The sequence below is a fragment of the Streptomyces hesseae genome, from assembly GCF_031845785.1.
GTDB lineage: Bacteria > Actinomycetota > Actinomycetes > Streptomycetales > Streptomycetaceae > Streptomyces > Streptomyces hesseae.
Map to the genome: position 1 here is coordinate 1 of NZ_JAVRFI010000012.1, position 19,283 is coordinate 19,283.

Here is a 19,283-nt window from a genome sequence, read left to right on the forward strand (position 1 = left end):
GGGGTTGCCGGTGAAGTCCGCGAACAGCCGCAGCACCTCGGGGACGCCGCCCCCGCCGAGTAGCACCTCCGTGCACCGCCGGTGGACGTCCTCGGCCCGCCGCAGCAGCGCGTAGTGCTCGTTGACGAGCTCGGTGTGGATCTCCTCGGTGACCGCCACGAACGGCACCTGCCGGTGCAGCTGCACCAGCGGCAGCCCGCAGGAGCGTGCCGTGTCGACCACGGCGGCCGGGAGGGCCGGCAGGCGCGAGCCGAGCTCGACGACGAGCGCGGCGATGTCCCGTTCGGCGAGGCGCCGTACGAAGGCCCGCTGTTCGGCGGGGCGGCCGCCGAGCCCCAGACCGGTGGTGAGCAGCAGTTCGCCGCCCTTGAGCAGGTCGGCGATGTTGGGGACCTCGCCCGCGTGCACCCAGCGCACCGGCCGGTGGAGCCGGTCGGCGGCGGCCATCACCTCGGGCAGGCCCCGGCGCAGGGCGGGCAGCTCCAGGGCACGGGCCACGGTGATGGTGTGCGGTTCCATGGCGGGAATTTATGCCACGACCGCACCGGGCACCCGCCCCTACCCTGTGCCGCATGACATCAGCCGCCGATTCCCGCTCCGAAACACCCGGCATACCCGGCAGCCCCCCGGGCACCCCGGACCTCGCCGCCGTCCAGCGCCACACCGTCCGCGTGCTGATGACGGCTCAGGTGGTCGCCGGGGTCGGCATGGGCTCGATGCTCTCCTCGGGCGGCCTGCTGGTGGAGAACCTCACAGGATCCCGCTCGGTAGCGGGCCTCGCCACGACGCTCACAACGCTGGGCGCCGCGCTCATGTCCGTGCCGCTGGCCGCCCTGTCCCGGGCCCGGGGCCGGCGGGCCGGGCTGGGCACGGGCTGGCTGGTGGCGGCGGCCGGGGCGGTGGTCGTACTGGCGGGGGCGGGGCTGCGCGCCCCGGTGCCGACGCTGCTGGGGATGCTGCTGATCGGCGCGGCGTCCGCCGCGAACCTCCAGTCCCGCTACGCGGCCACCGACCTCGCCGAGCCGGAGGCCCGGGCGGGGGCGCTCTCACTGGTCGTGTGGGCCACGACGGTGGGCAGCGTGCTGGGCCCCAACCTGAGCGGGCCGGGGGAGGCGGTGGCGCGCCCGCTGGGCCTGCCGGGTCCGGCGGGGACGTTCGTCTTCTCGGTGGGGGCGTTCGTCGCGGGCTGGGCGGTCATCCGCACGTGGCTGCCCACAGCGGCCGCGAAGGCCCCGCGGTCCGCGCAGACCGCTCCGCCCCGCTTCCGCACCCGGATGCGCGCCGCGGCCGGCCACGTCCTCGCCTCGCCCGCGGCCCTGACGGGTCTGGGGGCGCTGGTCGTCGGCCATGCCGTGATGGTGTCGGTGATGACGATGACGCCGGTCCACCTCGCCCATCACGGGGCCTCGCTGAGCGTGGTCGGCCTGACGATCAGCCTCCACATCCTGGGCATGTACGGGCTGTCCCCGCTGGTGGGCCGGGCGGCCGACCGGCTGGGCCGGATACCGGTGATCCTCGCCGGTCAGGCGGTCTTCGCGGCGGCCACGGTGCTGGCGGGGACGGCGGGCGGCAGGCAGTGGCCGGTGACGGCCGGGCTGTTCCTGCTGGGAGTGGGTTGGTCGTGCGCCACGGTCGCCGGGTCGGCGCTGCTGAGCGAGTCGGTGGCGGCGGAGCACCGCTCGGAGACGCAGGGGCTGTCCGACATGCTGATGAATCTGGTGGGGGCGGCGGGGGCGGCGCTGTCCGGGGTGGTGCTGGCGGGTTACGGCTACGGCGGGCTCAACGCGGCCGCGGCCGCCCTCGTGCTCCCCGTGAGCGCGTTGGCGCTCTACTTCGCCCTGCGACGGCGGCGCTGAGCACTCCGCCGGGAGTGCGGTCCGGCCGCTGCGGGCCGGTGGGGGCTGGTCGCGCAGTTCCCCGCGCCCCTTACGGGGCGCGGGAACGCGCCGCTAGCCGCCGAACGCGCTGGACGCCGTCAGCCGCAGTGCCGTGTCGATGAGCGGCACGTGGCTGAAGGCCTGCGGGAAGTTCCCCACCTGCCGCTGCAGCCGGGGGTCCCACTCCTCGGCCAGCAGCCCCAGATCGTTCCGGAGGCCCAGCAGCTTCTCGAAGAGCTGGCGGGCCTCGTCCACCCGTCCGATCATCGCGAGGTCGTCCGCGAGCCAGAACGAGCAGGCGAGGAACGCGCCCTCGTCACCCTCCAGGCCGTCCACCCCCGCCTCGTGCCCGGCCGTGGGATACCGCAGCACGAATCCGTCCGGGGTGGACAGCTCCCGCTGGATCGCCTCGATGGTGCCGATGACGCGCTTGTCGTCGGGCGGCAGGAAGCCCATCTGGGGGATGAGCAGCAGGGAGGCGTCCAGCTCCTGGGAGCCGTAGGACTGGGTGAAGGTGTTGCGCTCCTTGTCGTAGCCCTTCTCGCAGACGTCGCGGTGGATGTCGTCGCGCAGCTCGCGCCACCGCTCCAGGGGGCCGTCGACGTCGCCGGACTCGATGAGCTTGATGGTCCGGTCGACGGCGACCCACGCCATGACCTTGGAGTGGACGAAGTGGCGGCGGGGGCCGCGGACCTCCCAGATGCCCTCGTCGGGCTCGTTCCAGTGGTCCTCCAGATAGCCGATGAGGCGCAGCTGGAGCACCGAGGCGTAGTCGTTGCGGGCGAGCCCGGTCATATGGGCGAGGTGGAGGGCCTCGGTGACCTCGCCGTAGACGTCGAGCTGGAGCTGGCCGGCGGCGCCGTTGCCCACCCGCACCGGGGTCGAGTTCTCATAGCCCGGCAGCCAGGACAGCTCCGCCTCGCCGAGCTCGCGCTCGCCGGCGATGCCGTACATGATCTGGAGGTTCTCGGGGTCGCCGGCGACGGCGCGCAGCAGCCACTCGCGCCAGGCGCGGGCCTCCTCGCGGTAGCCGGTGCGCAGCAGCGACGACAGGGTGATCGCGGCGTCCCGCAGCCAGGTGTAGCGGTAGTCCCAGTTGCGGACGCCGCCGATCTCCTCGGGCAGGGAGGTCGTGGGGGCGGCGACGATGCCGCCGGTGGGGGCGTACGTCAGTGCCTTCAGGGTGATCAGCGAGCGGACCACGGCGTCCCGGTAGGGGCCGTGGTACGTACAGTGGCCGACCCACTCCCGCCAGAAATCCTCCGTGGCCGCGAGCGAGCCCTCCGGGTCGGGCAGGGCGGGCGGCTCGCCGTGCGAGGGCTGCCAGCTGATGGTGAAGGCGATGCGCTCGCCGGGGGAGACGGTGAAGTCGGAGTAGGTGGTCAGGTCCTTGCCGAAGGTGTCGGCGGTGGTGTCCAGCCAGACGGAGTCGGGGCCCGCGACGGCCACCGTGCGGTCGCCCCGCTTGTGCACCCAGGGCACCACGCGCCCGTAGGAGAAGCGCATTCGCAGGGCGGAGCGCATCGGCACCCGGCCGCTGACGCCCTCGACGATGCGGATCAGCTGCGGCGCGCCGTCGCGCGGCGGCATGAAGTCGATCACGCGGACGGTACCGCGCGGGGTGTCCCACTCGGACTCGAGCACGAGGGAGTCCCCCCGGTACCGGCGGCGGTCGGCGGACGGTGGCGCGGCCCCCGAGGGGTGGGCCGGGCCGATCCGCCAGAATCCGTGTTCCTCCGTGCCGAGCAGCCCGGCGAAGGCCGCGTGCGAATCGAAGCGGGGCAGGCACAGCCAGTCGGCCGTACCGTCCCGGCAGATCAGTGCGGCGGTCTGCATATCGCCGATGAGTGCGTAATCCTCGATACGCCCGGCCACGGTCATCTCCAGTCGAACGGCATCCAGGACCCCTGGGGGTCGAACGGCAACCAGGACCCCCTGGTGGGGTCCGTATGACGGTGAAGCGATCTTCGACGAGCTCTTGTTCCGGAGGTGAGAGCGCTGCCCAGCGGTAGCTGGGAGGGCGCCCGGGGTGGTGCCGCGCCGGCCGGCTCGCTGCGTGTGTCCGAGCAGGATACGACGCGGAGTTGGGACACGCGCGACGGTTCGCGGGGGAACATGTGCCGAATGGGTGGCCCGGTGCGCGCCGGGCGCGCGCCCCGTGACGGGCACCCGAGGCGTGCGGTGACACAGCGCCCACAGTGACGTCGCGCCCCGTCACGACGGGCGTCGTGCGATGTCGCCGGACGCGTCACCGGACGCGTCCGGGCCCGGGCGCTGATACCCTGGTACCCCGTGGACCGGCGGGCGAAAGACCCCCCACCCGCAGCGACGGCACCCCCGGAATCGACCGGGTGATCGCCGGTACGCACCTTCACCTCGCGACCACGGGAGCCCCCCTTTGGCAATTGCCGCTAAGCCCACGACGACCAAGCACCTCTTCGTCACCGGGGGTGTCGCCTCCTCGCTCGGCAAGGGCCTGACGGCCTCCAGCCTGGGCGCGCTGCTCAAGGCGCGGGGCCTGCGGGTGACGATGCAGAAGCTCGACCCGTACCTGAACGTCGACCCGGGCACGATGAACCCGTTCCAGCACGGCGAGGTGTTCGTCACCAACGACGGCGCCGAGACCGACCTGGACATCGGCCACTACGAGCGCTTCCTCGACGTCGACCTGGACGGCTCGGCCAATGTGACCACCGGCCAGGTGTACTCCACGGTGATCGCCAAGGAGCGCCGCGGCGAGTACCTGGGTGACACGGTCCAGGTGATCCCCCACATCACCAACGAGATCAAGCACCGCATCCGCCGCATGGCGACCGACGACGTCGACGTCGTCATCACCGAGGTCGGCGGCACGGTCGGCGACATCGAGTCGCTGCCGTTCCTGGAGACCGTCCGTCAGGTGCGCCACGAGGTCGGCCGGGACAACGTCTTCGTCGTCCATATCTCGCTGCTGCCCTACATCGGCCCCTCCGGCGAGCTGAAGACCAAGCCCACCCAGCACTCGGTGGCCGCGCTGCGCAACATCGGCATCCAGCCCGACGCGATCGTGCTGCGCGCCGACCGCGAGGTGCCCACCGCGATCAAGCGCAAGATCTCGCTGATGTGCGACGTGGACGAGGCCGCGGTGGTCGCCGCGATCGACGCCCCGTCGATCTACGACATCCCCAAGGTGCTCCACACCGAGGGCCTGGACGCGTATGTCGTGCGCAAGCTGGACCTGCCCTTCCGCGATGTGAACTGGACCCAGTGGGAGGACCTGCTGGACCGCGTCCACAACCCCTCCCACGAGGTGACCGTCGCGCTGGTCGGCAAGTACATCGACCTGCCCGACGCCTACCTGTCGGTGACCGAGGCCATCCGCGCGGGCGGTTTCGCCAACCGCGCCAAGGTCAAGATCAAGTGGGTCACCTCGGACGACTGCAAGACCACCGAGGGCGCCGCCCGCCAGCTCTCCGACGTGGACGCGATCTGCGTCCCCGGCGGCTTCGGCGACCGCGGTGTCAACGGCAAGGTCGGCGCGATCACCTACGCCCGCGAGAACAAGATCCCGCTGCTGGGCCTCTGCCTGGGTCTCCAGTGCGTGGTCATCGAGGCCGCCCGCAACCTGGCCGGCATCGAGAGCGCCAACTCCACCGAGTTCGACCCGGCCACCGCCCACCCGGTCATCTCCACGATGGCCGAGCAGATGGACATCGTCGCCGGTGAGGGCGACATGGGCGGCACGATGCGCCTGGGTATGTACCCGGCCAAGCTCGCCGAGGGCTCCATCGTCCGCGAGGTCTACGGCGACGCCGCCTACGTGGAGGAGCGCCACCGCCACCGCTACGAGGTGAACAACGCCTACCGTGCGGAGCTCGAGAAGAAGGCCGGCATCCTCTTCTCCGGCACCTCCCCGGACAACAAGCTCGTCGAGTACGTCGAGTACCCGCGCGAGGTCCACCCCTACCTGGTGGCCACCCAGGCCCACCCGGAGCTGCGCTCCCGCCCGACCCGCCCCCACCCGCTCTTCGCGGGCCTGGTGAAGGCGGCGGTCGAGCGCCAGCAGCAGGGCTGATCGGTCCGGTCTGTACGGTTGACCGGGGTGAGCGCCTCCACACGGAGGCGCTCACCCCGGTTCCCGTATTTCTGGAGGACGTAACCCATGGCGCACGAGGCCGTCGACGAGCCCATCAAGGACACCGCCGAGGAATGGCGGGTCACCGCCAGCGAGACGCCGTTCACCGGCAACAAGACCAGTGTCCGCACGGACACGGTCGTCATGCCCGACGGCTCCCCGGCCAAGCGCGACTACCAGGTGCACCCCGGCTCGGTCGCCGTCCTCGCCCTCGACGATCAGGACCGGGTGCTCGTCCTCAACCAGTACCGCCACCCCGTCCGGCAGCGGCTGTGGGAGATCCCGGCCGGCCTGCTGGACGTCCCCGGGGAGAACCCGCTGCACGCCGCGCAGCGCGAGCTCTACGAGGAGGCCCACGTCAAGGCCGAGGACTGGCGGGTGCTGACCGACGTCTACACCACGCCGGGCGGCTGCGACGAGGCCGTACGGATCTTCCTGGCGCGCGGGATCTCCGCCGTCGAGGGCGAGCGCTTCGCCGTCGAGCACGAGGAGCTCGACATGCAGATCGCGCGGATTCCGCTGGCCCTGCTGGCGCGCGGCATCCTCAAGGGCGAGCTCCACAACAACTGCCTGGTCGTCGGCGTCCTGTCGGTCATGGCCGCGCTCGCGGGCGACGGCCTGGAGGCGCTGCGCCCGGCCGACGCCCCCTGGCCGGCCCGCCCCTTCGAGGCCTGACGGTCTGACGGCCCGTCGGGCCGCGCGGTCCGACCATCAGGCAACCCGAATAGGTGATCTTCAACAACGCGGTACCGCGTTACCCGGAGTGCGGTGGGTGGTGAACTAGGCTCGACGCGTCCCCCACCGCGGCCGCGGCGGGGGTTGAGCGTGCAGCAGGTTCCCGTGCGCGCGGGTCGGGGATCCCCCACCGCGGGCAGGGGAAGGGAGTGGACCCGTGGCGGAGCGGACGGTGGAGACCGGCGGACCGGCGGTGGTCCCGCCCGAGCGGCGGCCGCCCGGCCCCGCACCCGTGGTGAGCCCCCGTCAGCGGGCCACCCGTACGACGTCCTTCACACCCCAGCGCACCGAGCTGTTCGTCGGCCGGCAGCGCGAGCTCAAGGAGCTGCGCGCCGACATCGTGCGCGCGGGCCTCGACACCCTCTCCGGCCGCAAGAAGCCGCGCGGCCGGGTGCTGCTCATCGCCGGACGGCCCGGTTCCGGCCGTACCGCGCTCGCCGAGGAGCTCGCCCGGCAGCTCGCCGTGGATTACCCGGACGGAGTACTGCGCGCCCGGCTGACGGGCGCCGACGGGGCCCCCGTACCCACCGAGCGGACCGCGCGCGCCCTGCTGGCCGAGCTCGGCGCGCCCGTACCGGCCGGTGCCCAGGAGGACGAGCTCACCCAGGCCCTGCGCGACGCCCTCCACGGGCGGCGGGTGCTGCTCGTCCTGGACGACGCGGCGGGCGCCGAACAGGTGGACCCGCTGCTGCCCGACGAGCCCGAGTGCCTGATCGTGGCCGTCTCCCGGGGCCCGCTCACCGGAGTGCCGGACGTCCGGCCCTGCGCGCTGGGCGGCCTGGACACCCCGGCGGCCGTCGAACTGCTGGAGTGGTTCGCCGGCCCCACCCGGATCACCTGCGACCCGGTGGCCGCGAAGACGGTCGTCGAGGAGTGCGGCGGCCAGCCCGCCGCGCTGGTGCTGGTCGGCGGCTGGCTCGCCGCCCAGCCCAAGACGACGGTCGTCGACGCGGCCAAGCGGCTGCGCGAGCTGCCGCCCGCCGACGGCCACGAGAAGGGCGGCCGGCTGCTGGCCCGAGCCTTCTGGCTGGCCTACGAGGCCCTGCCCGCGCCCGCCGCCCGGCTGCTGCACCTGCTCGCGCTGGCCCCCGCCGGGCTGGCCGACGCCCACACCGCCTCCGCGCTCGCGGGCACCTCCCTGGCCACCGCCCAGTCCGTGCTGGAGGACCTGACCGCCCGGGGCCTGCTGCGCCCCGAGACCCCCGGGGAGGGCCCGGACGGGCTGCCCCCGCAGTACCGGGTGCCGAGCTGCCTGGCGCCCCTGCTCGGCACGCTGCTGCACGCCCAGGAGCGCCCCGGCGAGGTCGAGCTGGCCCGGGCGCGGATGCTGGAGCGGACCGTCCGCCAGCTGCACTCCTGCCGCGCCACCACGGAGCGGAACGATCCGGCGGTCCGTCGCAGGATCGAGCAGCTGCCCCGGCCGCTGCGCTTCCCCTCCCGGCGCGCCGCCGAGGAGTGGCTGCTGGCCCGGCTGCCCGCGCTGCTCGCGGCGGCCCGGCTGGCGGTGGAGGACGGCCGGCTGGACACCCTCGCCCGGCGGCTGGTCTCCGCGCTCACCCGGGCCCTGACGGCCCATCTGGGGCCGGAGGCGGCGGCGCCCGAGCTCTACGGGCTCCACCAGCTCGTCCTCGACGTGGCCCGGCGCTGCGAGATGCCGCTGGAGAAGGCCGCGGCGCTGCTGAACCTCGGCGACCTGGACGCCCGGGCCGGCCGTACGCCGGAGGCGCTGGACCGCTACCGCCAGGCCCTCGCGGCGGCGCGCGAGGCCGGGGACCCGTACGCCACCAGCCGGGCGCTGGAGTCCATCGGGGCGGCGCACCAGGAGCTGGGCGACTTCCAGCGGGCCGCCGACTGGTACCGGCGCGGCCTGGAGCTGCGGCTGACGCGGGGGGAACTGGCCGACGAGGCGCGGCTGTACGGGCGGCTGGGCACGGTCCACGGCTACGCGGGGCTGTGGCCGGAGGCGCTGCGGGACTGGCGCGCGGCGGCCGCCGCCCACCGCAGGCTGCGCGATCACGCCGGGCACGCCCGGGCGCTGGGCGAGGCCGCGTGGGCGCAGGAGCACACGGGCCGGCCGCGCGATGCGGCGCGCACGGCGCTGGAGGCGGTGGAGTCCGCGCAGGCGGCCGGGGACGTCCGGCTGGAGGCGGGGCTGCGGCTGCGGCTGGCGGAGACCCTGGAGCGGCTGGGCGACGCGGCGGGGGCGCTGCGGCACCGGGGCTGCGCGGAGCGGCTGCTGGAGGGGCTGGGCGCGCCCGGTTCCCCGGGTGGTCCGGGGGTCTCGGGAGAGGTCTCGGCGGAAGAGGAGGAAGGACCGGGGGTCCAGTAGGGGGTACCGCAGGGTAACGGATCTTCTACCTAAGAAATCAGTGGCGCATCGCGCAAAGATTGATGCATTGCAAGGCTAGACAACGCGCAATCCTTCAATAGACTGGCTGGGCCGCGTTCGACGCGGTCTGCTCTGGTGTGCCCGGCATATCCGGATTAGCCTGTCATTCTCTGATTCAAGGACCGTGATCGACGTGAAGGTCGGCATCCCCCGCGAGGTCAAGAACAACGAATTCCGCGTGGCCATCACCCCCGCGGGCGTGCTCGAGCTGGTGCGCAACGGCCACCAGGTCTTCGTCGAGAAGGGGGCCGGTGTCGGCTCCTCGATCCCCGACGCCGAGTACGTCGAGGCCGGCGCGGCCATCCTGGACTCGGCCGACGAGGTCTGGGCCACGGCCGACCTGCTGCTGAAGGTCAAGGAGCCCATCGCCGAGGAGTACCACCGCCTCCGCAAGGGCCAGACCCTCTTCACCTACCTCCACCTGGCCGCCTCGCGCGAGTGCACGGACGCCCTGCTCCAGTCCGGCACCACCGCCATCGCCTACGAGACGGTCGAGCTCGCCAACCGCGCGCTGCCGCTGCTCGCCCCGATGTCCGAGGTCGCGGGCCGGCTGGCCCCGCAGGTCGGCGCCTACCACCTGATGCGCTCGGTCGGCGGCCGCGGTGTGCTGCCGGGCGGCGTCCCGGGCACCCACGCCGGCAAGGCCGTCGTCATCGGCGGCGGCGTCTCCGGCTGGAACGCCGCGCAGATCGCCGTCGGCATGGGCTTCCACGTCACCCTGCTCGACCGGGACATCAACAAGCTCCGCGAGGCCGACAAGGTCTTCGGCACCAAGGTGCAGACGGTCGTCTCCAACGCCTACGAGCTGGAGAAGGCCGTCGTCGAGGCCGACCTCGTCATCGGCGCGGTCCTCATCCCGGGCGCCAAGGCCCCCAAGCTGGTCACCAACGAGCTCGTCGCCAAGATGAAGCCCGGAAGTGTACTTGTCGACATTGCGATCGACCAGGGCGGCTGCTTCGAGGACTCCCGTCCCACCACCCACGCGGAGCCGACCTTCCAGGTCCACGACTCCGTCTTCTACTGCGTCGCCAACATGCCGGGCGCGGTGCCCAACACCTCGACCTACGCGCTCACCAACGCCACGATGCCCTACATCGTGGAGCTGGCGAACCGCGGCTGGCAGGAGGCGCTGCGCCGCGACGCCGCGCTCGCCAAGGGTCTCAACACCCATGAGGGTCAGGTCGTTTACGGCCCGGTCGCCGAGGCGCACGGACTGCCGCACGTCGAACTGAACACCCTGCTCGGCTGACCCGTCAGCAGCCGTTCGGAGACGAGCACATACCCGGCCGGGCCTTGCGCAGCAAGGCCCGGCCGGGGCGTTTCGCCATGGTTTGACCCGCCCGTGATTCTTCCGGGTTATCCGCCGAACACCCTTGACAGAAGGGTGTTCGATTGCCGACACATCGTGCCGTCTCCGGCGGATTGTGTTGCTGTGGACCGCCGACACGCCATAGAGTCGCCAACCGTCGGCATGGTGCCACGCTGACGTATCTAGATGTTTCCTGGTCACCAAGGAGGTAGGACGACTTGTGAATGAGTCGACATTTGCTCCCGGGGGTGGTCACCCAGGAATCCCTGCGCAGGGGCCGAGGCCCGTGGGACTCCACGCTGTCGGCTCCGTCGCTGTCCACACCTACTCAGCACTCGCAGCGCACCAGGACATCCAGAGCATGACGACAGCCCACCAGAGCATGGACGGTCACCACATGAACGCCATGGCCGGCGACGGGGCGGAGTCCACCCGTCTCGCCGACTACGAGAAGGTGCCCGAGGGGCACTTCTACGACCCCGACGCGGAGTACGAGCCCGACCCCGAGTACGCGGCCACTCTCGCCCCGGACGCGGCCCGTCAGCGCCGTGAGCGCATCGGCCCGACCGGGCGCCCCCTGCCGTACTTCCCCATCCCCGGACCGCTGGCGGACCACGGCCCGGCGAAGATCATCGCCATGTGCAACCAGAAGGGCGGGGTCGGCAAGACCACCTCGACCATCAACCTGGGTGCCGCGCTGGCGGAGTACGGCCGCCGGGTGCTCCTCGTCGACTTCGACCCGCAGGGCGCGCTCTCCGTCGGCCTCGGCGTCAACCCGATGGAGCTGGACCTGACGGTCTACAACCTGCTCATGGAGCGGGGCATGCAGGCCGACGAGGTCCTGCTGAAGACGGCGGTCCCCAATATGGACCTGCTGCCCAGCAATATCGATTTGTCAGCGGCCGAGGTCCAGCTGGTCAGCGAGGTGGCCCGCGAGTCCACCCTCCAGCGGGCCCTGAAGCCCCTGATGGCCGACTACGACTACATCGTGATCGACTGTCAGCCCTCGCTGGGCCTGCTCACCGTCAACGCCCTGACGGCGGCTCACAAGGTGATCGTCCCCCTGGAGTGCGAGTTCTTCGCGCTGCGCGGTGTCGCCCTGCTCACCGAGACCATCGAGAAGGTCCAGGAGCGGCTCAACCCGGATCTGGAGCTCGACGGCATCCTCGCCACGATGTACGACTCGCGCACCGTGCACAGCCGCGAGGTCCTCGCGCGGGTGGTCGAGGCGTTCGACGACCACGTCTACCACACGGTCATCGGCCGTACGGTCCGCTTCCCCGAGACCACGGTCGCGGGCGAGCCCATCACCACCTACGCGTCCAACTCCGTGGGCGCCGCCGCGTACCGCCAGCTGGCCAGGGAGGTGCTCGCCCGTTGTCACGCCGAGTGAGCCTGCCCGGCGCCGACGAACTGTTCCGCACCACCGGCGGGATGGGGCTCCAGTCCTCCAGCCCGCGCCGCAAGGCGAACGGCGAGGCGCCGCCGAGGGTGCCGGGTCCGGGTGACGCGCCCGACGGCGAGCGGCCGGGCAAGACGGCCGGCGCCGTCCCCGAGGGCCGTACCGCGGCCGTCCCCGCCGCCACGGGCCAGGAGCCGGAGGCCGAGCGGCGCACCGCCGCCCCCCAGGCCCCGGCGGCCCGCGTGGCCGAGCCCGTCGCCCCCGCCCAGCCCAAGCGCCGCGGCCGCGCGTCCGGACGCCGCCCCAGCGGCCGGGAGCGGCACGACGAGAAGATCACGGTCTATGTCTCCGCCGAGGAGCTCATGGACCTCGAACACGCCCGGCTGGTGCTGCGCGGCGAGCACGGGCTCGCCGTCGACCGGGGCAGGATCGTCCGGGAGGCCGTCGCGGTCGTCCTGGCCGACCTGGAGCAGCGCGGCGACGCGAGCATCCTCGTACGGCGTCTGCGCGGCCGCTGAGCGGTTTCGCTGCGCTAGCCTCGCTGATCCCCGGCCTTTACGGCCCGTTCCGCCCCACCCTGGAAAACCGATGCCCGCAGCCGCCGCCCCCTCCCCGGCCCGCCGCGCCCTGGGCCACGGCCCGGGCAACCGGCCCGAGCCTGCCGAGTACGCGACCTCCGGGGCCGGCCCCCTCGCGGCCGAGGCCGCCGCCGACGCGTCCCCGGGGCCGCAGGGCCCTGCGGCGGAGCCGGCCCCGGAACCGCCCGCCGGAGCGGATGCCGCCGCGTCGCCGACCCCCGCCGGAGGCGACCGGTTCACCGTTCGGCTGGCGAATTTCGAAGGCCCCTTCGATCTGCTGCTCCAGCTGATCGCCAAGCACAAGCTCGACGTCACCGAGGTGGCCCTCTCCAAGGTCACCGACGAGTTCATGGCGCACATCCGCGCCATGGGCCCCGACTTCGACCTGGACCAGACCACCGAGTTCCTGGTCGTCGCCGCGACGCTCCTCGACCTCAAGGCGGCCCGGCTGCTGCCCGCCGCCGAGGTCGAGGACGAGGCGGACCTCGCCCTCCTGGAGGCCCGCGACCTGCTCTTCGCCCGGCTGCTCCAGTACCGGGCGTACAAGCGGATCGCGGAGATCTTCAGCGGCCGGCTGGCCCACGAGGGCCGCCGCCACCCCCGTACGGTCGGCCTGGAGCCGCACCACGCGGAGCTGCTGCCCGAGGTCGTCCTCGGCATCGGCCCCGAGCGGCTGGCCGAGCTGGCCGCCAAGGCCATGGCGCCCAAGCCCCCGCCGCAGGTCTACGTCGACCACATCCACGCGCCCCTGGTCAGCGTCCGGGAGCAGGCCGAGGTCGTCGTGGGCCGGCTCAGGGCGACGGGCGAGGCGACCTTCGCACAGCTCACCGCCGACGCCGCGGACACCCTGACGGTCGTGGCGCGCTTCCTGGCCCTGCTGGAGCTCTACCGCGAGAAGGCCGTCGCCCTGGACCAGGGCGAGGCGCTGGGGGCCCTGACGGTCCGCTGGACGGGCGGCACGGACGACGCCGCCCCGCTGGTGACCGACGAGTTCGACCGTGAGCCGGAGACCGAGCCGGAGACCGATCCGGAGGAGAACGCACAGTGACCGAGACGACGCACCCCGGGCAGCCGGGCCGGGAGGAGATCGCCCGGCTCGCCCTGAAGCCCGCGCTGGAGGCCGTCCTGATGGTCGTCGACGAGCCGGCCACCGACGAGCACCTCGCGAAGGTCCTCGACCGGCCCCGCCGCGAGATCGCCGACGCGCTGCGCGAGCTGGCCGACGAGTACACGATCCAGGGGCGCGGCTTCGAGCTGCGCCAGGTGGCGGGCGGCTGGCGCTTCTTCACCCGCCCCGAGTACGCCGACGCCGTCGAGGCCTTCGTCCTCGACGGCCAGCAGGCCCGGCTCACCCAGGCCGCGCTGGAGACTCTGGCCGTGGTCGCGTACCGTCAGCCGGTCAGCCGTTCACGGGTCTCGGCCGTACGCGGAGTGAACTGCGACGGCGTCATGCGCACCCTCCTCCAGCGCGGTCTGGTGGAGGAGGCGGGGACGGAACCCGAAACAGGTGCGATCCTGTACAGGACGACGAATTACTTTCTGGAGCGCATGGGCCTGCGAGGCCTGGACGAGCTCCCGGAGCTCGCCCCCTTCCTCCCCGAGGCGGAAGCGATCGAGGGCGACACTCAGGAAGGTGTGCCGTCGTTCGATCCGGACGCACCGGACACCGACGACGACAAGACGGAATTTTGATGCGAAGCAGCGGCAGGAACAGCGGAAGCGGCAACCGGGACGACCGGGGCGGCCGGGCAGGGTCCCCCCGTCCGGGGTCCGGTGGCGGGCGCGCGGGCGGCGGTCGTTCCGGCGGCGGGCGCCCCGAGAGCGGCGGCCGCTCCGGCGGCGGTAGCTACGGCGGCGGTCGCTCCGGTGGTGGCGGCTACAGCGGCGGCGGCCGCTCCGAGGGTGGTCGCTCCGGTGGTGGCCGCTCCGAAGGCGGGCGTTACGACGGCGGTCGCGCCGGGGACCGGCGTGACGACCGCCGGGACGACCGGCAGCAGGAGCGCCCCCGCCGTCCGCGCCCCGAGGAGCGCCGCTACGACGTGGGCCCGGACGCCGAGCGCACCCGGGGCGGTGCCACCAGCGGCCGTCAGAGCGGTCCCACGAGCGGTCGTGGCGCGTCGGCCCGCGGCGGCGCCAAGGGCGGCCCCCGCAAGAGCTCCACGGCCGGTGCCGGCGGGCGCAGCAGCGGCCCCGCCCGTGGCCACGGCTATGCCCCGGCCCGCTCGCGCGAGCTCGACGCCAAGATCGAGGAGCGCAACCGGGAGCGGCACAACAAGCCGCAGGTGAAGACCCCCAAGACCTTCCCCGGCGCCGAGCAGGAGGGTGAGCGCCTCCAGAAGGTGCTGGCCCGTGCCGGCATGGGCTCGCGCCGCGCCTGCGAAGAGCTGATCGAGATGGCGCGCGTCGAGGTCAACGGCGAGATCGTCACCGAGCAGGGCATGCGCGTGGACCCGGAGAAGGACGAGATCAAGGTCGACGGCCTGACGGTCGCCACCCAGTCGTACCTCTTCTTCGCGCTGAACAAGCCGGCCGGTGTCGTCTCCACCATGGAGGACCCCGACGGCCGCCAGTGCCTCGGCGACTACGTCACCAACCGCGACACCCGGCTCTTCCACGTCGGCCGGCTCGACACGGAGACCGAGGGCATCATCCTGCTCACCAACCACGGTGAGCTCGCCCACCGTCTGACGCACCCCCGCTACGGCGTGCAGAAGACGTACCTGGCCGCCATCACGGGCCCGCTGCCGCGCGACATCGGCAAGCAGCTCAAGAGCGGCATCCAGCTGGAGGACGGCTGGGCCCGCGCGGACAACTTCCGCGTCATCCAGCAGACCGGCAAGAACTACCTCGTCGAGGTCACCCTCCACGAGGGCCGGAAGCACATCGTCCGCCGCATGCTCGCCGAGGCGGGCTTCCCGGTCGAGAAGCTCGTCCGCACCTCGTTCGGCCCGATCGCCCTGGGCGACCAGAAGTCGGGCTGGCTGCGCCGCCTGACCAACACGGAGGTCGGCATGCTGATGGGCGAGGTCGACCTGTAGCAGTCGGCAGTCGAACGCCGGATGGGCTGGACATATGTCCGGCCCATCCGGCGTTTCAGGAGGCCGTCGCGCGGCGGACGCGGACGAGGAAGTCCTCCACCCGCGCCGTATCCGGCTCCTCCGGAAGCGGCGTCCCCCGCAGCGCCTCCTCGCACTCCTCGAACAGCCGTGCCGCCCACGCCTCGATCCGGTCCCACGGCACCTCACCGCGCCGCACGGCCAGCAGCCCCTCCCGGCCCGCGCCGACGTCGAGCGACAGCGCCCCCGTACGCAGCAGATCGCGGCACGAGGTGAGCAGCCGCAGCATGTGCATGACGTGCTTCCAGCGCGGCGCCTCCTGGCGGAACCGCCGGTACTGGGCCCTGGCATAGCCGACGTGGCTCTGGTGGGCCCGGCGCGAGAGGAACGCCCCGCGCAGCTCCAGCAGCTCGCGCCCCGTCGCGTCCATGTGCTCGACCAGCGGGGAGTGGAGGATTTCGAGGGCGTTGGGATTGGCCCGCAGCGCCAGCTCGCAGAAGCGTTCCAGCTCCCAGGAGAAGCGCTCCTCCTCCGGGCCCTCCACATGCGTCGGGGGCTTGTCGAAGCCCCAGAAGAGCGTCGTCGGCGCCACGAACACGCCGCGCCGGTCGGTGTCGCTGGCCTCGGTGGCCAGGCCGAAGGCCCGGGAACCCATGACGCAGGAGTAGACGGTGTGCTCGGTCACCAGGGCGTGGTGGGCCGGGGGAGGCGTGGCGCGCATGGGGGTGATTGTCGTCGGCGGGCGACCGCGCGTCACCCGGGTTTCAGGAGGTCAGGACCATACCGCCAGCCCCGTCGCCCGCCCCTTCTCGTCACGCTGGATCTCCATCATCCCCTCGACCGCGTCGCGGGTGATCCGGCCGAAGACATGCGGGAAAAGGGTGCCGGGGGCCACGCCGGGCGGCGGGGCGGGCGCGGCGGCCTCCCAGCGGACCATCACGTCCAGCTTGTGCTCGTCGATCAGCAGCACCATCAGCGGCCCCGGCACATCGCTGTAGAAGGCCGTCGCCACGGCGAGGGTGGTCTCCTCGTCGGGGGAGCAGTGGACGAAGCCCTCCTCGGAGAGGGAGGCGGGGGAGTAGGGGCGGTCGGGCACGGCCAGCCAGTCGTCCAGGGGCACCACGTGATAGATCATGGACATCGTTCTACCCGACCCGGCCCCGGCCGTCCCGTACGGCGGGCTGACGGCATCGTCCGGATCAGAGCCGTCCGGATCACGACCGTCCCGATCATGCGGCCCGGCCGCCCCACTAGGCTGGGGGCGTGAGAACCGCCCTCGTCATCGGAACCGGACTGATCGGCACGTCCGCCGCCCTCGCCCTCGCGGGCCGCGGTGTCCGGGTGCACCTGATGGACCACGACCCCGCCCAGGCCCGTACGGCCGCGGCGCGCGGCGCCGGCACGGACCAGGCGCCCGACGGGCCCGTGGACCTGGCCATCGTGGCCGTACCCCCCGCGCATGTCGCGGCGACCCTCGCCGAGGCGATCCGGGGCGGTCTCGCCCGCGGCTATCTCGACGTCGCCAGCGTCAAGGGCGGTCCCCGCCGTGAGCTGGAGGCGCTCGGCTGCGACCTCAGCGGCTATCTGGGCACCCACCCGATGGCCGGCCGGGAGCGCTCCGGGCCCATGGCGGCCACCGCCGACCTCTTCGAGGGCCGGCCCTGGGTGCTCACCCCGACCCCCGGGACCGACACCGAGGTCCTCAACCTCGCCCTCGAACTGGTCGCCCTGTGCCGGGCGGTGCCCGTCGTGATGGACGCCGACGCCCACGACCGGGCCGTCGCGCTGGTCTCCCACACCCCGCAGCTGATCTCCAGCATGGTCGCCGCCCGGCTGCGGAACGCCGACGAGACGGCCGTGCGCCTGTGCGGCCAGGGCATCCTCGACGTCACCCGGATCGCCGCCTCCGACCCCCGGATGTGGCTGGACATCCTCTCCGCGAACCCCGGCCCGGTGGCCGAGGTCCTCGCGGGCGTCGCCGCCGACCTCGACGAGACCGTACGGGCGCTGCGCGCCCTGGAGTCCGCCGACGAGGACAAGCGCCAGGGCGGCGCGGCCGGCATCGAGGACGTACTGCGGCGCGGCAACGACGGCCGGGCCCGGGTGCCGGGCAAGCACGGCGCGGCCCCGGCCACCTACGAGACGGTGATCGTCCTCATCGGCGACCAGCCGGGCGAGCTGGCCCGGATCTTCGCGGACGCGGGCCGCGCGGGCGTCAACATCGAGGACGTCCGGATCGAGCACGCCACGGGCCAGCAGTCGGGTCTGATCCAGCTGATGGTCGAGCCCACCGCCGCGGCGGGCCTGGTCGCGACCCTGCGCGACCGGGGCTGGGCGGTCCGCCAGTAGGGCCCGTACGGCCCCGGGGCCGTACGGCGGCGCGGGCCGGTCCGGCGAGCCAGTAACCTTGAGTGAGCCATCAAGGCGATCCGCCAGGAAACGCCCCGTGTACGAGGAAGGTGCACTTCACCGTGGAAACCGCCGCCCGGACCGCTCCGGCAGCAGTCGTCGTCGGCATCGACGGCCCCTCCGGCACGGGCAAGTCCAGCACGTCCAAGGCCGTCGCGGCCAAGCTGGGCCTGCGCTATCTGGACACCGGCGCCCAGTACCGGGCGATCACCTGGTGGATGCTGAGCAACGGCATCGATGTGAACGACCCGGCCGCCGTGGCGGACGCCGCGGGCAAGCCGGAGATCGTCTCCGGCACCGACCCGTCCGCGCCCACGATCACGGTCGACGGCGCGGACGCCTCGGCGCCCATCCGCACCCGGGAGGTCACCTCGGCCGTCAGCGCGGTCAGCGCCGTGCCGGAGGTGCGCACCCGGATGACCGAGCTCCAGCGCGCCATCGCCGCCGAGGCGCCGTACGGCATCGTCGTCGAGGGCCGGGACATCGGCACCACCGTGCTCCCGGACGCCGACCTCAAGATCTTCCTCACCGCCTCCCCGGAGGCGCGTGCCGCCCGCCGCAGCGGTGAGCTCAAGGGCAAGGAGGCCGGCGACCTGGCCGCCACCCAGGCAGCTCTGATCAAGCGGGACGCGGCCGACTCCGGCCGGAAGACCTCCCCGCTGGCCAAGGCCTCCGACGCCGTCGAGGTGGACACCACCGAGCTGACGCTGGAGCAGGTCATCGAGTGCGTGGTCACCCTGGTGGAGGAGAAGCGGTCGGCGTGACCTCCTCCTCCGGTGCCGCCGTCGGGCGGCGGATCGGCATCGGCCTGATGTACGGGCTGTGGAAGCCCCGGGTGCTGGGCGCCTGGCGGATGCCCGCCGACGGGCCCTGCATACTGGCCGTCAACCACACCCACAACATCGACGGCCCGATGGTCATGGGCACCGCCCCCCGGCCCGTGCACTTCCTGATCAAGAAGGAAGCGTTCGTGGGCCCGCTCGGCCCCTTCCTCCACGGCATCGGCCAGCTGGAGGTCGACCGCTCGGGCACCGACCGCACGGCCATCACCGGCGCGCTGAAGGTCCTGGAGGACGGCGGCGTGCTGGGCATCTTCCCCGAGGGCTCCCGGGGCGAGGGCGACTTCGCCTCGCTCCGCGCGGGCCTGGCCTACTTCGCCGTACGGTCGGGGGCGCCGATCGTGCCAGTGGCCGTCCTGGGCAGCGGCGAGCGCAAGAGCCGGGCCGTCCGGGGAGTGCCGCCGCTGCGCAGCCGCGTCGACGTGGTCTTCGGAGACCCGTTCGAGGCCGGTGACGGCAGCGGCAGGCGCACGCGCAAGGCGCTGGACGAGGCGACCACGCGCATCCAGGAGCGCCTGGGCGCGCATCTGGCGGACGCCAAGCGGCTGACCGGCCGCTGACCGAGACTTGAAGTA

General features: G+C 73.0%; 17 protein-coding genes. 13 read left to right on the forward strand and 4 right to left on the reverse strand.

Features of this window, described 5'->3' with window-relative positions; translation table 11 throughout:
• Positions 1-519: PucR family transcriptional regulator ligand-binding domain-containing protein (locus tag RM609_RS19115; protein ID WP_311612452.1), on the reverse strand; the 519-nt coding region annotated here is incomplete at its 3' end.
• Between the two features lie 53 nt (positions 520-572).
• On the opposite strand from RM609_RS19115, the gene RM609_RS19120 reads away from it, so the two are divergent.
• Entirely contained in the window at positions 573-1,856 is a 1,284-nt protein-coding gene (locus RM609_RS19120) for an MFS transporter (RefSeq protein ID WP_311612453.1), read from the forward strand.
• Between the two features lie 93 nt (positions 1,857-1,949).
• Here RM609_RS19120 and RM609_RS19125 read toward each other — a convergent pair whose 3' ends face one another.
• Complete coding sequence (locus RM609_RS19125) at positions 1,950-3,752, reverse strand: glycoside hydrolase family 15 protein (protein ID WP_311612455.1); 1,803 nt, start codon at positions 3,750-3,752, stop codon at positions 1,950-1,952.
• 523 nt (positions 3,753-4,275) lie between these two features.
• Here RM609_RS19125 and pyrG point away from each other — a divergent pair.
• From pyrG to RM609_RS19170, 9 genes are all read left to right on the forward strand, one after another.
• Positions 4,276-5,931 carry a CTP synthase gene (pyrG, locus tag RM609_RS19130; RefSeq protein ID WP_311612456.1) on the forward strand — a complete coding sequence of 552 codons (1,656 nt, stop codon included), beginning with the start codon at positions 4,276-4,278 and terminating at the stop codon, positions 5,929-5,931.
• 87 nt (positions 5,932-6,018) lie between these two features.
• On the forward strand, positions 6,019-6,666 hold the full coding sequence (locus RM609_RS19135) for an NUDIX domain-containing protein (RefSeq protein WP_311612457.1): 648 nt from the start codon (positions 6,019-6,021) through the stop codon (positions 6,664-6,666).
• Between the two features lie 217 nt (positions 6,667-6,883).
• Positions 6,884-9,055, forward strand: coding sequence for a tetratricopeptide repeat protein (locus RM609_RS19140; RefSeq protein ID WP_438828478.1), 2,172 nt, complete (start codon positions 6,884-6,886; stop codon positions 9,053-9,055).
• Between the two features lie 193 nt (positions 9,056-9,248).
• Entirely contained in the window at positions 9,249-10,364 is a 1,116-nt protein-coding gene (gene ald / locus RM609_RS19145) for an alanine dehydrogenase (protein ID WP_311612708.1), read from the forward strand.
• Between the two features lie 322 nt (positions 10,365-10,686).
• Entirely contained in the window at positions 10,687-11,817 is a 1,131-nt protein-coding gene (locus RM609_RS19150; RefSeq protein ID WP_311612709.1) for a ParA family protein, read from the forward strand.
• Positions 11,802-12,344 carry a hypothetical protein gene (locus RM609_RS19155; protein WP_311612458.1) on the forward strand — a complete coding sequence of 181 codons (543 nt, stop codon included), beginning with the start codon at positions 11,802-11,804 and terminating at the stop codon, positions 12,342-12,344. The genes RM609_RS19150 and RM609_RS19155 overlap by 16 nt, the downstream gene beginning before the upstream one ends.
• Positions 12,345-12,414: 70 nt before the next feature.
• Positions 12,415-13,452, forward strand: coding sequence for a segregation and condensation protein A (locus RM609_RS19160; protein ID WP_311612459.1), 1,038 nt, complete (start codon positions 12,415-12,417; stop codon positions 13,450-13,452).
• Positions 13,449-14,096, forward strand: coding sequence for an SMC-Scp complex subunit ScpB (gene scpB, locus RM609_RS19165; protein ID WP_311612461.1), 648 nt, complete (start codon positions 13,449-13,451; stop codon positions 14,094-14,096). The genes RM609_RS19160 and scpB overlap by 4 nt, the downstream gene beginning before the upstream one ends.
• Positions 14,096-15,442 (forward strand): pseudouridine synthase, encoded by a 1,347-nt coding sequence (locus RM609_RS19170; RefSeq protein WP_311612462.1) that lies wholly within the window; start codon positions 14,096-14,098, stop codon positions 15,440-15,442. Before scpB ends, RM609_RS19170 begins: the two co-directional genes overlap by 1 nt.
• Positions 15,443-15,497: 55 nt before the next feature.
• Here the strand turns inward: RM609_RS19170 and RM609_RS19175 are convergent, their stop codons facing one another.
• Together RM609_RS19175 and RM609_RS19180 are read right to left on the reverse strand one after the other, a co-directional pair.
• Positions 15,498-16,181 (reverse strand): nucleotidyltransferase domain-containing protein, encoded by a 684-nt coding sequence (locus tag RM609_RS19175; protein WP_311612464.1) that lies wholly within the window; start codon positions 16,179-16,181, stop codon positions 15,498-15,500.
• Positions 16,182-16,232: 51 nt separating this feature from the next.
• Positions 16,233-16,595 carry a DUF952 domain-containing protein gene (locus RM609_RS19180; RefSeq protein WP_311612466.1) on the reverse strand — a complete coding sequence of 121 codons (363 nt, stop codon included), beginning with the start codon at positions 16,593-16,595 and terminating at the stop codon, positions 16,233-16,235.
• 128 nt (positions 16,596-16,723) lie between these two features.
• Between RM609_RS19180 and RM609_RS19185 the strand changes: the two genes are divergently transcribed.
• The 3 genes from RM609_RS19185 (at position 16,724) to RM609_RS19195 (ending at position 19,268) form a co-directional block, all read left to right on the forward strand.
• Entirely contained in the window at positions 16,724-17,809 is a 1,086-nt protein-coding gene (locus RM609_RS19185) for a prephenate dehydrogenase (protein ID WP_311612468.1), read from the forward strand.
• Between the two features lie 122 nt (positions 17,810-17,931).
• Positions 17,932-18,633 carry a (d)CMP kinase gene (cmk, locus tag RM609_RS19190; protein WP_438828479.1) on the forward strand — a complete coding sequence of 234 codons (702 nt, stop codon included), beginning with the start codon at positions 17,932-17,934 and terminating at the stop codon, positions 18,631-18,633.
• 47 nt (positions 18,634-18,680) lie between these two features.
• Positions 18,681-19,268 (forward strand): lysophospholipid acyltransferase family protein, encoded by a 588-nt coding sequence (locus RM609_RS19195; protein ID WP_311612711.1) that lies wholly within the window; start codon positions 18,681-18,683, stop codon positions 19,266-19,268.
• Positions 19,269-19,283: the final 15 nt, after the last annotated feature.

Excerpts from the sequence above, each read along its gene's own strand:
- RM609_RS19180 (WP_311612466.1), bottom strand. The coding sequence starts at position 16,595 with ATGATCTATCACGTGGTGCCCCTGGACGACTGGCTGGCCGTGCCCGAC.
- RM609_RS19160 (WP_311612459.1), top strand. The coding sequence starts at position 12,415 with ATGCCCGCAGCCGCCGCCCCCTCCCCGGCCCGCCGCGCCCTGGGCCAC.
- RM609_RS19195 (WP_311612711.1), top strand. The coding sequence starts at position 18,681 with ATGTACGGGCTGTGGAAGCCCCGGGTGCTGGGCGCCTGGCGGATGCCC.
- RM609_RS19170 (WP_311612462.1), top strand. The coding sequence starts at position 14,096 with ATGCGAAGCAGCGGCAGGAACAGCGGAAGCGGCAACCGGGACGACCGG.
- RM609_RS19120 (WP_311612453.1), top strand. The coding sequence starts at position 573 with ATGACATCAGCCGCCGATTCCCGCTCCGAAACACCCGGCATACCCGGC.
- RM609_RS19135 (WP_311612457.1), top strand. The coding sequence starts at position 6,019 with ATGGCGCACGAGGCCGTCGACGAGCCCATCAAGGACACCGCCGAGGAA.
- RM609_RS19175 (WP_311612464.1), bottom strand. The coding sequence starts at position 16,181 with ATGCGCGCCACGCCTCCCCCGGCCCACCACGCCCTGGTGACCGAGCAC.